The organism is Prosthecobacter sp., from assembly GCF_044222565.1.
Taxonomy (GTDB): Bacteria; Verrucomicrobiota; Verrucomicrobiia; order Verrucomicrobiales; family Verrucomicrobiaceae; genus Prosthecobacter.
Window position 1 is genome coordinate 302,812 of sequence record NZ_JBGANA010000008.1, and the last position, 13,572, is coordinate 316,383.

Annotated in this window: 9 protein-coding genes; 7 read left to right on the plus strand and 2 right to left on the minus strand. The window is 61.5% G+C overall.

What is annotated here, in order from left to right:
* The 4 genes from murD to murG are packed head-to-tail and all read left to right on the plus strand — an operon-like array spanning position 1 to position 4,884.
* Positions 1-1,305 carry a UDP-N-acetylmuramoyl-L-alanine--D-glutamate ligase gene (gene murD, locus ACILSR_RS14425; protein WP_395750484.1) on the plus strand — a complete coding sequence of 435 codons (1,305 nt, stop codon included), beginning with the start codon at positions 1-3 and terminating at the stop codon, positions 1,303-1,305.
* 49 nt (positions 1,306-1,354) lie between these two features.
* On the plus strand, positions 1,355-2,572 hold the full coding sequence (locus ACILSR_RS14430) for a LysM peptidoglycan-binding domain-containing protein (RefSeq protein WP_395750485.1): 1,218 nt from the start codon (positions 1,355-1,357) through the stop codon (positions 2,570-2,572).
* 18 nt (positions 2,573-2,590) lie between these two features.
* On the plus strand, positions 2,591-3,754 hold the full coding sequence (locus ACILSR_RS14435) for an FtsW/RodA/SpoVE family cell cycle protein (protein WP_395750486.1): 1,164 nt from the start codon (positions 2,591-2,593) through the stop codon (positions 3,752-3,754).
* Positions 3,755-3,768: 14 nt separating this feature from the next.
* A complete protein-coding gene (gene murG / locus ACILSR_RS14440) occupies positions 3,769-4,884 on the plus strand; it encodes an undecaprenyldiphospho-muramoylpentapeptide beta-N-acetylglucosaminyltransferase (protein WP_395750487.1) in 1,116 nt (371 codons plus the stop codon).
* A gap of 9 nt (positions 4,885-4,893) precedes the next feature.
* Here the strand turns inward: murG and ACILSR_RS14445 are convergent, their stop codons facing one another.
* Positions 4,894-6,042 carry a YhcG family protein gene (locus tag ACILSR_RS14445; protein WP_395750488.1) on the minus strand — a complete coding sequence of 383 codons (1,149 nt, stop codon included), beginning with the start codon at positions 6,040-6,042 and terminating at the stop codon, positions 4,894-4,896.
* 137 nt (positions 6,043-6,179) lie between these two features.
* Between ACILSR_RS14445 and ACILSR_RS14450 the strand changes: the two genes are divergently transcribed.
* The 3 genes from ACILSR_RS14450 to ACILSR_RS14460 all read left to right on the plus strand — a co-directional run bounded on the left by ACILSR_RS14450 (position 6,180) and on the right by ACILSR_RS14460 (position 10,150).
* On the plus strand, positions 6,180-7,298 hold the full coding sequence (locus ACILSR_RS14450) for an aldo/keto reductase (RefSeq protein ID WP_395750489.1): 1,119 nt from the start codon (positions 6,180-6,182) through the stop codon (positions 7,296-7,298).
* 47 nt (positions 7,299-7,345) lie between these two features.
* Complete coding sequence (nadB, locus tag ACILSR_RS14455) at positions 7,346-8,950, plus strand: L-aspartate oxidase (RefSeq protein ID WP_395750490.1); 1,605 nt, start codon at positions 7,346-7,348, stop codon at positions 8,948-8,950.
* A 213-nt stretch (positions 8,951-9,163) separates the two neighbouring features.
* Positions 9,164-10,150: a hypothetical protein gene (locus ACILSR_RS14460; protein ID WP_395750491.1), complete on the plus strand. Its 987-nt coding sequence runs from the start codon at positions 9,164-9,166 to the stop codon at positions 10,148-10,150.
* A 63-nt stretch (positions 10,151-10,213) separates the two neighbouring features.
* Here the strand turns inward: ACILSR_RS14460 and ACILSR_RS14465 are convergent, their stop codons facing one another.
* Positions 10,214-13,561, minus strand: coding sequence for a protein kinase domain-containing protein (locus ACILSR_RS14465; protein ID WP_395750492.1), 3,348 nt, complete (start codon positions 13,559-13,561; stop codon positions 10,214-10,216).
* Between the last annotated feature and the right edge of the window lie 11 nt (positions 13,562-13,572).

Here is a 13,572-nt window from a genome sequence, read left to right on the forward strand (position 1 = left end):
ATGCGCTTTGCCTCACAACACTTCGCCATTCTCGGCGCCGGACGCAGCGGCCTCGGTGCCGCGCGTCTGGCGCGTCTGCAAGGCGCGGAGGTGACGATTTTTGATGAGGGGGACAAGGCGAAGCCGGTGGAGGATTTCAAATGCGTGCTGGGTCAGCCGGCGCGGGATCTGGTGGTGAAGCCAGGTGAGTTTCAGCAGGTTATCATCAGCCCGGGGCTGGATGAGCACTGGCCGCTGCCAAAGAAGTTCACGGACGCAGGCGTGCCGCTGGTGGGGGAGACGGAGTTTGCCTTCCATCTGACGGACATGCCGATGGCGGCGATCACCGGGACGAATGGCAAGAGCACCTGCACGGAGCTGATCGCGACGCTGTTCAACGGCTGCGGCATGAAGTCGCTGCCCTGTGGCAATCATGGCATGTCGTTGAGCGAGGTGGTCGCGAGCGGAGTGCGCTACGATGTGCTGGCGCTGGAGATCAGCAGCTTCCAGCTGGAAACGATCCGGGACTTCCGTGCGAAGGCGACGCTGTGGCTGAACTTTGCGCCTGATCACCTGGACCGCTACCCGAACATGGAGGCCTACTTTGCCGCGAAGGCGCGGGTGTTTGAAAACGTGACGGCGGAGGATGTGGCCATCGTGCGTGCGGGAGAAAGCGTTTCATCCGGAGCGGCGCAGCGCTGGACATTCTCGGCCTACGGCGCGGAGGCGGGCTACACTTACAGCGACGGAAAGTTTTATCATCTCGGTGAGGAGATCGGCAGCGCGAGCGGGCTGAAGCTGCGTGGCAAACACAACATGGAAAATGTGCTGGCCGCGCTGATGACGGGCCGGGTGTTTGGCCTGCAATACTCCAGCATGCTGAAGGCGATGGAGAGCTATGAGCCGCCGCGGCACCGCTGCGAGCTGGTGCGCACGTTGCGTGACCGCGAATACATCAATGACTCCAAGGCGACGAATCTGCATGCGCTGGAGGCCTGCCTGCGTTCGCAGGAGCGGCCAATCGTGCTGATCGCCGGCGGCAAGGACAAGGAGCTGGACTACACGCCGCTGCGCGCCGAGCTGAACGGGCAGGTGCGTGCGATGGTACTGATCGGCGAGATCGCGCAGCAGCTGGAGGCTGCTTTTGGCGACCTGCTGCCCTGCCAGTGCGCGAGCGACATGGCTGACGCCGTGCGCCGTGCCACGGAAGTTTCGCAGGCGGGGGATGCGATCATCCTCAGCCCGGGCACCTCCTCTTTTGACATGTACACCGGCTATGCCCAGCGCGGCGAAGTTTTTCGCGAGGCCGTGAACGCATTGAATTGAATTTTAAGAACCCGAATCCCGACAATCCCAGACCCAAGGTCCTATGAAGATGAAACCCAAGACCAAAGAAACCAAGCTGCTGCTGAACCTGATGGACGGCGAGCGGCATCGCCATCGCGTGGCGCTCGTGACGGAAGAGGGTGAATGGAACCAGCACGAACCGAACTCCGGCATGGCGCGGATGTTTGTGGTCATGCTGCTGATCCACGTGGTGCTGATCGGCGGGATCATCATCTATGACTTCATGGGCGACGATGAGAAGCCGCAGCAGACGGCGACCCAGGCGGCGCGTGCGGTGAGCAGCGGCACCGGGCTGCCAATGGCTGCGCCGGAGGTGGTCAGCGCGCAGGCGAAAGCTGCGGCGGACACAGAGCAGTTCGATAGCTACGAGATGCATTCGGGAGACTCGATCAAGTCCATCGCCGCGAAATTTGGCACCAGCGAGGCGGAGATCACCCGCCTGAACATGATCGACAAAGGCCTGCAGATCGGTCCCGGGACGATGCTGCGCGTACCGAAGCAGGCGGTGGTGAGCGCGATCCCGGTGGACCCGAAGACGCTCAAGCCGATGGCCGCCACTCAAGAAGTGCCGAAAGCGATTCCGGTGGTGCGCGACCAGCCACCGGCCCCGAACACGAAAGTGCCGAGCGAAGCAGTGAAACCCGCGGATGCGCCGGCGAGCCTCTCCGCTGCGACGATGTCTCCGATTTCTCTGGTGGCGCCAGATGAAGCGCCCCCCGCTGCCACCTCCCTGGTGTCTGCGGCAGACACGCCTGCCACCATGCCGGCCTCTGGCGGAAAAGTGGCCGTCCTGCCAGCTCCGAGCAATCCCCACGCGGTGTCCCTGCTGACGGAAAACGCACCGAAGGCGGAAGAAAGCAAGCCCTCGACCGTGCGGCCCCGTGACCGGGACCGTGAGGAGCCCAAGCCCGTGGCCAAGGCGGAAGCCCGTCCGCTTGCCCGGCCCACTCCAGTGCCGCCACCCACGCAGATGCTGAAAAAGATCGCAGAAACCCCGCCTGCGCCGAAGAAGGAGAAGGCGGAGACGGCGAAGAAAGTCACTGCTGAAGCTCCACCAAAGCCGGCTGCAAAGCCCGCTGCGGCTCCTGCCGCTGCGTCGCGGTCGCACACGCTGAAGTCCGGCGAGACGCTCTACCGTCTGGCCTCCAAGTATGGCGTGTCTGTGGCGGCTATTCAGAAAGCGAACAACATCAAGAACCCGAATTCGATGCGGGACGGGATGAAACTGGTGATCCCGGCGAAATAACCTTTCGCAACCGGAGTCATGGCCAAATATTCCATCATCCTGTTCATCGTTGCCGCGCTTTCACTGATCGCGCTGGGCATCACCATGCTGGCAAGCACGACGTTTGAAGTCGCGCAGGAAGGCGGGGAAGATTATGTGACGCTGTGGCGGCAGCTGGGCTGGCTGGGAGTGTCGATCGTGGTGTGCGTGTTCATGGCGATAATCGATTACAATGTATGGATGCGCTGGCGCTGGCACATTCTGATCGCCGCGGCAGTGCTGCTGGCTTTGTGTTATGCCGTGCCATGGGTGGGTGTGAGGATCAATGGATCGAAGCGCTGGATCGGTCTGCAGGCGCTTGGGGTGAGCGGGTTGCGGGTGCAGCCGTCCGAGTTTGCGAAGATTGCCCTGATCATCGCGCTGGCGGGTTGGTTTGGAACGCACCAGGCGCTGACGCGGACGTTTTGGCGCGGATTTGTGCTGCCGGGGCTGATGTTGCTGGGAATCGTGGCCTTGATCGGCTGCGAATTTGACCTTGGCAGTGCCCTGCTGGCCTCGGCGGTGGGTTTGGGCGTGATGTTTGTGGCGGGAACCAAAATCCGCTATCTGGCGATCATTGTGGTGCTTTGCGGGGGTGGACTTGTGGCGGGGGTCAAGTTCCTGCCAAACCGGTTTGACCGCATCATGGTCACTTTTGACCTGGAAAAACACCGGGAGGACCTGGGGCTGCAGCAGTGGGTGTCCAAGCTGGCGTTCGGGTCCGGCGGGCTGGAAGGGCGCGGACTGGGGGAAGGGCGCATGAAGCTCTCCTACCTGCCGGAGGCGCACACGGACTTTATTTTTCCCATGGTGGGAGAGGAGCTGGGCCTGCGCGGGACGGTGGCGGTGGTGCTGGCCTTTGCAGTGCTGGTGATGGCTGGGATGGTGGTGTCCGCCTATGCGCCGAACCGGTTTGGGAAGCTTCTGGGGGCGGGCCTGACTTTTTTGCTGGGCATGGAAGCGCTCTTGAACATGGGGGTGACCACTGCTTTGCTGCCCAACAAGGGGTTGCCGCTGCCTTTCGTAAGTTACGGAGGGTCCAGTCTCGTCGCTGCGATGGTCGCAGTGGGCATCCTGATCAACATCCACCGCCAGGGCGTGCATCTGACTTGGGATCAGCTACCCGTGATCCGCAGAAAGCGCCGCTGGACTCCCCAGCTTTAGCCTTTTGAATCTCAGTGAAACAGAAAAATTCGAAGTCCATCCACGTGCTAATCGCGTGCGGTGGCACCGGGGGGCATTTGTTCCCTGGGATTGCCGTCGGTGAGGTCCTGGCCGCGCGCGGTCATGACGTGACCTTGCTCATCAGTGAAAAGAAGATCGATACCCTGGCCGCTTCGGGGCACCCGGAGCTGCGGTTTGAGAAGATGCCGTTTTTGGCCATGCCAAAGCCTTGGTCGCCGAAGATGTTCGGGTTTCTCAAGGGTCTGTGGCAGGGCACGAAGGCTTGCCGTAAGATCATCCGTGACCGCGAGGTGGACGTGGTGCTGGGCATGGGGGGCTTCACCTCCTTTGCGCCGCTGTATGCCGGCCGCAAGGAGGGCTGCACGACCCTGATTCATGAGAGCAACGCCATCCCCGGCAAGGCGAACAAGCTGAATGCACGTTACAGCGACATCGTGCTGTGCGGCCTGGAGGCGTGCAAAGAGCACTTCCCGAAGCATGGAGATGTGCGGGTGGTGGGCACACCCATACGCAGCAGCATGCGCAAGCAGAACAACGACGATCCGCGTGCCTTTTTCAAACTGGACAAGGACAAGCGCACGCTGCTCATCATGGGCGGCAGCCAGGGCGCACGTGGTGTGAACCGGGCGGTGGGCATGGCGCTGGAGCAGTTTGAGAAAATGGACATCCAGGTGCTGCACATTGCGGGACCGACGGATTACGAGGAGGTGCGGGATGTGTATGCCAAGATCCCAATGCTGAAGCAGCACGTGGCGGCTTTTTGCCATCGGATGGATCTGGCCTATCGTGTGGCGGATCTGGCCATCGCGCGCTCCGGGGCGTCTTCAATGTCTGAGCTGGCCTACTTTGGTGTGCCGAGCCTGCTGGTGCCGTATCCGTTTGCCGCTGAGGACCACCAGACGCGCAATGCGGAGATTTTTGACAAGGCGGGAGCGGCGCGGCTCATGAAGGAAAGCGAGCTGAATGCCGACACTCTGGCCGATGCGGTGCGCAGCGTCTTCAACGACCCGCGCAAGGCCGGTGAAATGAAGAAGGCGGCGCAGAAGCTGGCGGTGAAAAACTCTGCGGAGAAGATCGCGGAACTGCTGGTGAAGGCGGCGGCGGGGTGACGCCGGCCCTTATCGGGTCGCGGCGGCGCTCCATTCGTCGAGCTTTTCCTTCAGCAGTTCTTTCGAGGGGAGGTACAAATTGTACTCCTTGGCGTGGATGTTCGCGTCTTTTGGCAGGGTGAGTTCGATGACCGTTTTTTTGGCGGACTTGCAGAGCAGGAGTCCGATGGTGGGGTTCTCGTCGGGGAGCTTCACCTCGCGGTCATAGTAGTTCACATACATCTGCATCTGGCCGAGGTCCTGATGCGTGAGCTTGTCGAGCTTGAGGTCGATGATGACATAGCAGCGGAGGAGGCGGTTGTAGAAGACGAGATCGACGAAGTAGTGGTCTTCATCGAAGGTGAAGCGCTTCTGGCGGGCCTCGAAGAGGAATCCTTTGCCGAGTTCGAGGAGGAAGTGTTCGAGGCGGTCGATGATGGCCTGTTCCAGATCGTTCTCGGAGTAGCTGGCCTTTTCATCGAGACCGAGGAATTCGAGGACGAAGGGTTCTTTGAGCAGGTCCTCCGGCCTGACGACGACCTGGCCCTCGCGAGCGAGCTTGCGAATGCCTTCCTTGTCCCGGCTGAGGGCGAGGCGCTCGTAAAGGCAGGAGGCTTTTTGGCGTTTGAGTTCGCGCACGTTCCAATTGGACTGTGCAGATTCGATTTCGTAGAAGCTGCGTTCCTCCGGGTCTTTGATGGTCATGAGCACGACATAGTGCGACCAACTGAGGGTGAACGTGGATTTGCCGTACGGCGTCTGGCGAATTTGAGAGGGGACCAATTTTTCAGACGGAGTCTGAAGAATCTCCTCCGCCCCCAATTTTTCAGACGGTGTCTGAAAAATTGACGACCGCTCTCGCCATGTCAGAAAGAACCTCCTCATGTGAGATAAATTTACGGGAGAGAAGCCTGTCCCAAACTCCTCCGTCAACCTCTCCGAAAGCTCCTTCAGCAGCTCCGTGCCATACGCCGCCCGCTTCGCTCCCTTCTGCTCGTGTTCCACGATGCGCCTGCCGATTTCGAAGTTGGTCATCACCTGAAAGGTGTCCACGATGGTGGAGACGTTGCGGCGGGCGCTTTGGATGAGTTGGCGGACCTCGGTGAGGAGGGTGACGAGGCTGGTGGGCTTCGCGGGGGCCGATTTGCTGGTTTTGCGCGGGGCGGACGGCTTGTTCATGGGGCTCTGGCGAGGTGTCGTAGCTGGCCGATTTTTGTCAAATCGTGGGCATTGGCGGTTTCAGGGAGGATCCGTGTTTGAAACAAGGAGCGGAGTGGTTATGTATCTCCCCCTCAAATTCCAACCTGACCCTTTCTATGAATCTGACCCGAACAGCCTACGGCACCTGGAGCGGCGGCCGCTTCATGCACTACGGAGAACAGCTCTCCGAGGAGCATTACAAGCAGCTGATGCGCGACTCGTTTGACAAGGGTGTGCGCACCTTTGTGACGGCAGATGTGTATGGCGTGGGCCGCGCGGACTCCCTGCTGGGCGAGGCGCTGCAAGGAGTGCCCAGGGAAGAGTACTGCCTCGTGGGCATCGTGGGCCATGACATTTATGACGGCATCCGTCAGGGATCGCGCGGTTATCCGCGGTTCACAGATCCGGCGCTGCGCGGGCCGGAGAAGTATTATGATTACCTGAAGATGGCCACGGAGAAGAGCCTGGAGCGCTGCAAGGCCTCGAAGTTTGACCTGCTCATGCTGCACAATCCGGACAGCATCAGCTACACGAGCGACAAGGTGTGGGATGCATTTACGGCATTGAAGACCGATGGGCTTACAGACCGTCTCGGCATTGCGCCAGGGCCGGCGAACGGCTTCACGCTGGACATGATCGAGTGCTTTGAGCGCTTTGGTGATCGCATGGACTGGGCGATGATCATTTTGAACCCGTTTGAACCCTGGCCGGGCCAGCATGTGCTGGGTGCGGCGGCGAAGAACAAAGTCGATATTCTGGCGCGGGTGGTCGACTACGGCGGCCTGTTCCACGACGATGTGAAACCGGGGCACAAATTCCGCGATGGAGACCACCGGACGCACCGCCCGGGCGGGTGGATCGAGCATGGAGTGGAGAAACTGGAGAAGGTGCGGCCGATCGCGGAGAAGCATGGGCTTTCGATGCTGCAGCTCGCCTGTCTTTGGACGCTGGGGAACACGGCGGTGAAGAGCGTGGTGCCGACGCTGATCCAGGAGCATGGTGAAGGGGCGCGCACGATCGAGAGCAAGCTCGATGATCTTGCCGCGCTGCCGGAGCAGTGCCTGTCCGCGGAGGAGATCGAGACGATTCGCCAGATCGGGGACAATACCGGCTGCATGGCCCTCAAGGGAGCCAGCCACCGTCATGAAGGCCAGGAACCGCGCGCGGATGAATGGCCGATGCGCCCTGACCTGCTGGACCTGGCGACGCGCTGGAGTTTGGGAACAAGCTGGTAGCGCATTTGCATCTTGGCGGTTCCGCGACGAAAGAGTCACCACAATTCATGATTGAGGCAGACTTTATCATCGTCGGAACCGGAGCCGGAGGCCTGGTTTCCGCACTGCATGCCGCAGAGCATGGCAAGGTGGTGATGATCACAAAGCGCGGGGCGCTGGACTCCAACTCGAACTGGGCGCAGGGCGGCATCGCCTGCGTCACGGCGGAGAATGACTCCATCGAAAAGCACGTCAGCGACACCCTCATCGCAGGCGCGGGCTTGTGCAAAGAGGACGCAGTACGCACAATCGTGAGCGAAGGGCCGGCACGCATCGCCGACCTGGTGAAGTGGGGGGTGCACTTTGACCAGCGTGAGGCGGTCAATGGTCACCTGGAATTTGACCTGACAAGGGAGGGCGGGCACACGGCGCGGCGGGTGCTGCATGCGGCGGACGCCACCGGGCGCGAGATCACGGAAAAGCTGCTGGCCACGGTGCGGGCCAACCCGAACATCACGATTTACGAGAACCATTATGCCATCGACATCCTGACGACGGCCAAGCTGGGACTGGTCTCCGAGGACCGGGTGCTGGGGCTGTACGTACTGGATGAAGCCAGCGGCGATGTGCACACCTTCCGCTCGGATCGTGTCATCCTCGCGACCGGGGGCTGCGGCCGGGTGTATTTGTACACGACGAATCCACGCGTGGCGACAGGCGATGGCGTGGCAATGGCCTGGCGCGCGGGCGCGACGATTTCGGACATGGAGTTCATCCAGTTCCACCCGACCTGCCTGTACCATCCGCAGAAGCGCTCGTTCCTGATCAGCGAGGCGATGCGGGGTGAAGGGGCGCGGTTGATTGGCAAGGACGGGCAGGAGTTCATGCAGCGGTATGACCCTCGCGGCTCGCTGGCACCCCGAGACATCGTGGCACGGGCGATCGACCATGAGATCAAAAAAACCGGCGGCCCCTGCGTCTATCTGGACATCAGCCACCGGCCGGCGGAATTCATCGCGAGTCATTTCCCCAACATTCAGAAAGCCTGCCTGGACGTGGGGATCGACATCACGAAGGAGCCTATTCCCGTGGTGCCCGCGGCGCATTATCAATGTGGCGGCGTGCTGACAGATGTGAACGGAGCCACCAGCGTGCGCGGTTTGTGTGCGGTGGGGGAGGTGGGCTGCACGGGCCTGCACGGCGCGAACCGGCTGGCGAGCAATTCGCTGCTGGAATGCTGCGTGACGGCGCAGCGGGCTGTGGCGCACCTGATCAAAAAAATCCCGCCGGGGAAGGTGGCCGAGCAAAGCTACGAACTGCGGCCATGGGAGACCAGTGGCGTGGTGGAAAACGACGAGCTGGTGGTCATTTACCACAACTGGGACGAAATCCGGCGCCTGATGTGGGATTACGTCTCGATCGTGCGCACGAACAAGCGCCTGCAGCGTGCTGCGGCGCGCCTGCGCAATCTGAAGCGTGAAGTGCAGGAGTTTTACTGGAGCAACCACGTGACGAGCGAAATCCTGGAACTGCGCAACCTCGTGGAGACAGCGTCTTTGATCGTGGAATGCGCCATCCGGAGGCACGAGAGCCGGGGGCTGCATTACACGCTGGACTATCCGAATGTGGACGACACACGCCCGGCGCAAGACTCCACCCTGCGCCGCTACTGAGGCATTTTTTTCCTTCCCGGGCTGGGACAAAAATAAGCAATCTCGACATTTTGAACACGCTTCAGGCAGCTGTGTCCGAATGATCTGCGCTGCAATTGAGGTGGATATGTCCAGTCAGATTCGCCCTTTTGCAGCGTTTCCAACCCGTGAATTACAGATTGCGGTTTACCCTGTGAATCTGCTACATTTACTGTAAACTGGTCCCCCCCACCCATGCTCGTCAATCGCTCCATCAAGCCATTGATCGTCGCCGCGTCCCTCGCGACGGCGGTTTCGGCAATTGGTCAGGGAGCGTCCAAGGTGACGGCCACGGGGGCCGCTGCAGCCTTGAAAAAGGGCGGTTCGACCTCGTCAGGAAGCAGCACCGCCAAGAGCAAGCCCGCATCCAGCCCGCCAGTGGTGACGAAGCCGGTGTCCCAGCCGCCTCCGCCCCGCAATCCCGCGCCGACAGTGCCGAATTTCAATGCGAACGCCATGCCCCATCTGGGTTACGCCCGGTATCCGTGGAAGCTGGACATCGTCGCCACGGTGTTCTGGGTGGGAGAAGAGCCCACGGAAAACAATCCGACGCCCAATGACAAGAGCTCCTGGGACACGCAGTGGATGCAGAACTACGGCGGCTACGACGATCCGGATCCGAACAAGCGGAAGGATAATTTCACGCCGATGGGGTTCACGCCGAAGCAGAATCCCTTCTATGTGGCCCTGCCTTACAACGATGTGATCGACTACGACTCCCACAAGCCGGAGGCGTCCCGGGTGATCCCGTGGTTCAAGCAGCGGTTTGTGCGGTCCGGCAAGACCGTGCTGAAGGGGCAGTGGATCGCCATCCGCTATGGGAACCGTGTCTGCTATGCCCAGTGGGAAGACTGCGGGCCCTTCGTGACGGATGACCACGAGTACGTGTTCGGCAACTCACGGCCAAAGAACACCAGCAACCGCGGCGCGGGGCTGGACATCTCCCCGGCGGTTCGCGACTACCTGGGCATCTCCAGCAGCGGACGCTGCGACTGGCGCTTTGTGGATGTGAGCGAGGTGCCCGCCGGCCCATGGCGCAGCCTGGGGAGCAACAACCATTTTGTGACGCAGCAAAAGATCGAGAAGGCACGCGAGCATACGGAAATCTCCAACCGGCTGGAAGAACTGCGCCGGATGCGTGACGCCTACTTCCAGCAGGGCGGCAACGGGGCGGGGCGGTGAGACCGGGCAGGTGCGCAAACATGACTTTCGGGCCGGCCTTGCCATGTGCTCCTGACTTGACGCTCAGCGCGGCGGGTTTTGAAAATCGAGCCGGCCGTTGGCGAAAACGTAGGGCAGGTCAGCTCCGGCCTTCTCGCTGAACTCGGAGGCGGGTTTGGCCTCGATGGTGCGCCCCGTGCCGGTCTTGGGCTGGTTCGTGCAATCCTGCGTGTAGATGACGGTATTCAGTGGCGCTTTGGCCGGCAGCTTTGGCTCGGGCTCGCCAAACGTGCATTTTTCAAAGACGCAGTTCTTGGTGGCGAGAGCGAAGCTTTCAGGGACGCGGCAGTTGATGAAGCGGCAGTTTTGAATGCTCAGCCAGTCCTTGCCGAGTTCTGCGGCGGCATCCTCCTTGAACAGGATGGGGGAGAGATCCACATCCTGAAGGGTGCAGGATTCGAGTTTCATGCCCACATCGCCCAGCTTCCAGTTGAGCATGAAGGAGCCGGTGAGGACGCAGTTGGTGAAATGCCATTTGCTGCTGAAAAGGGCGATGTACCAAATACCCTCCTTGGCGAAGGTGCAGTCCTGGAACACGCTGTCCCGTGCGGTAAAGCTGCCACCAAGGTCCGCGGTGATCTTGACATCCTGGAAGCGGCCGCCCACTCCCTGCCAGGAGCCTTCACGGAGATGAAAGCGCACGTTTTCCATGCGCATGCCGGGCTGGCTGATGACATCGCCACGCTTCTCGTCGTTTTGTGCATTGTTTCTGCCTGCAGCACCGATGTCGATGCGGCGCAGCGGGCGATAGGTGCCCGCTGGAATGGTGAGCCTGCTGGTCCACACCTCCTTGTTCAGCAGAGGCTCGCGCATTTCAGGTGAGCTGGACACCTGGTCTTCGAGCGTCTGGAGGTCCAGCACCCTGGCCTTGACGGACTTGACCGTGACGGGGTGGTTCAGGGGAAAAATCTCCAGAGGTCTGTCCACCCTGGAGTAGTCGCCGAAATGCAGCAGGCGGCGTTTGCCATCGACGGTGATGCTCTGCATGTGCGGCAGGATGCGCCACTGAATGGTGACAAAGGTGTCCTCCGGGATGCGGCCCATGCCGGGCAGGTGGTGGGCGCCGCCGGGATCATTGTCGATGCGGAGTTCGCCCGGGTTGGTCTCCCAGTTGAAGATCACCTGCTTGGCCGTGTAGCCCAGGCGCAGATCGTCTTTTCTCGTTTTCACCACGAGAGTAAATTCCACGGGTGGTTTGAATGACCCCGCCGAGGTGAAGCGAGCGGGCTTTTCCAGAACGACCTCCCGTCCACCGGGCAGCAGTTCCTTGGGTTCATTGAGCAGCTCGGCGTGTTCGCGGGAGAGACTGGCGAGTCGCGCACTGGCAAGCTGGGCGTCCTCGAGCTTGGAGGCCTTGGTCCATTCCACCTGCTCTGCTTTCAGCACTTCTGCATACTTCTGAAACAGGCTGCTGATGCCGCTGAGGCGGGCGCTTTCGATGGGCCGCAGACTGGCCCGGTAGGTCGTGCGCAATGTCTTCAGAGAGACAGGGGTGGCAGGCTCGTCCTCGGCAGGCAGCGGGCTCTGGCTGCTGATGCGCTGCTTTTCCTCTCGCAGAGCCAGCGCCTCTTCCAGGTGGGCCGAGGCCATGGCTGCCGTCAAGGTACGCTCCAATGCAGCGATGTATTTGGAGTTCAAGTCCGCCAGCGCGGTGCGGTGAACGGCCAGGACATCGCGCTCCAGAGCGGCGTGGAAGCTGGTGTCCAGTTCGCGCAGGCGTTTGGCACCCTCGCTTTCCGCAACAGGTACGGTCGGCATGGCAGGCTTGGCGGGCTGTGCAGGCGGGCCATCCCATTCCAGGAGGAAGGCGCGTCCGCCAGCCTCGCCGCCCAGTCCCCAGTGCGTCAGGGCGGGTCCTTTCATGTCGAGTTTAAGGATGAGCTTTTTCTCCGGATCGGCTGCGGCGGCCGCAGGATCGTTCCAATGAGTGTAATCAAAGGCTTCGCCTGTGACCCACTTCCACACCCCCTGTTCGCGCACACCGCCGAGGGTGGCGTGCAACAGGCTGACCTGCTTCAAGTAAGGCGGCATCGTTTTGTCCATCCAGTCCTGCTCTTCCTGGCTGTTGATGGTGGCCAGGTGGGCGCCCAGGCTTAGCGCATGCTTTTGGGCGTCGGTCTGGTTCCTGCCTTCGCCCACGAGCTGGTAGAAGTGCCCTTTGAACTCCAGCACGGGCATGGTGGACAAAGGGCTGCCCTTGGGAGCGTTGGGGTTCGCAGGTGCCACGGCGCGCGCAGGAGTGGCGGCAACGGCTGGTTTCGTGCCTGCGGGTGGGGGAGCCGGCTCAGGATTCTCCGGCTCGGTCTTCCCCACTGGTTGGGTGGATTCGGCCGCCGCTCCGGAGTCAGGCTTAGGAGCCTCAGCGGGCCGCAAAAGAAAGACCGCCGCCCCGAGGACCACGATCGCACCGGCGGCGATCATGCCCCAAGGTGTGGGTGGCTTCGGCGGTGGAGGCGGAGGCAGGCGTGGCAGCATGCCACCTTGGGGCGCCTGCCGTGCCGGCTTGGCTTTGGCCACGGGGACGGTGAGGATTTGATCCAGATCACGCCGGATTTCACGGGCCGTCTGGTAGCGCCTGCTGAGATCGTGCTCCATGGCTTTGAGCACGATGGCGTCGTAGCGCTTGTCACAGCCGATCCTCTCGCTGGGGAGCTGGAAGCTGCCGCGCGGAATCTTGCCCGTGAGCATGTTGTACAGCATCACGCCCACGGCATAGAGATCGGCACGACCATCGACCGGCATGCCGATGACGAGTACTTCAGGAGCCACGTAGTCCGGAGTACCCATGGTGGTGCCTTCGTCGGTGACGCCGGCGCCCTGGGCGGGATCATGCACGCTGGCGAGGCCGAAGTCCGCCACCTTGACGCTCCCTTCCATGTTGATGAGAATGTTCGCCGGTTTGATGTCCCGGTGAATGACGCCATGCTCATGCGCATAGGCCAGCGCGTCGCAGACGTGGGCGGTGATGGCCAGGGCGTGGTCCACGGGGAGCTTTCCCTGGGCATGGATCATCTTGAAGACGTCCGTGCCATCGATGTACTCCATGACGATGTAGAGAAGACCGTCACGGGTCTCGCCGAAATCATACACCGCGACGATGGCTGGATGATTCACCTTGGCCATGGTGCGCGCCTCGTTTTTGAAACGTGTGACGTACTCGGCGTCTCCTTCCGCCACCTGCGGCGGCAGCACCTTGATGGCCACGAGCCGGTCGAGCGAGACCTGGCGCGCTTTGTACACGGCGCCCATGCCGCCGCAGCCGATCATCTCCCACTGATCATATTGAGGCAGCATGGCCTCCAGATGATGAGGTTCCGGAGGCGTCCACCCAGTGCCGCCGGCCGCAGCAGGGCGTTGGGCGTTTTCATTCATGTCCGGCAGAA

Coding starts and splice junctions, on each gene's coding strand:
- ACILSR_RS14465 (WP_395750492.1), bottom strand. CDS start 13,561: ATGAATGAAAACGCCCAACGCCCTGCTGCGGCCGGCGGCACTGGGTGG.
- ACILSR_RS14450 (WP_395750489.1), top strand. CDS start 6,180: ATGAATCTGACCCGAACAGCCTACGGCACCTGGAGCGGCGGCCGCTTC.
- ACILSR_RS14430 (WP_395750485.1), top strand. CDS start 1,355: ATGAAACCCAAGACCAAAGAAACCAAGCTGCTGCTGAACCTGATGGAC.
- murD (WP_395750484.1), top strand. CDS start 1: ATGCGCTTTGCCTCACAACACTTCGCCATTCTCGGCGCCGGACGCAGC.
- ACILSR_RS14445 (WP_395750488.1), bottom strand. CDS start 6,042: ATGAACAAGCCGTCCGCCCCGCGCAAAACCAGCAAATCGGCCCCCGCG.
- ACILSR_RS14460 (WP_395750491.1), top strand. CDS start 9,164: ATGCTCGTCAATCGCTCCATCAAGCCATTGATCGTCGCCGCGTCCCTC.
- nadB (WP_395750490.1), top strand. CDS start 7,346: ATGATTGAGGCAGACTTTATCATCGTCGGAACCGGAGCCGGAGGCCTG.
- ACILSR_RS14435 (WP_395750486.1), top strand. CDS start 2,591: ATGGCCAAATATTCCATCATCCTGTTCATCGTTGCCGCGCTTTCACTG.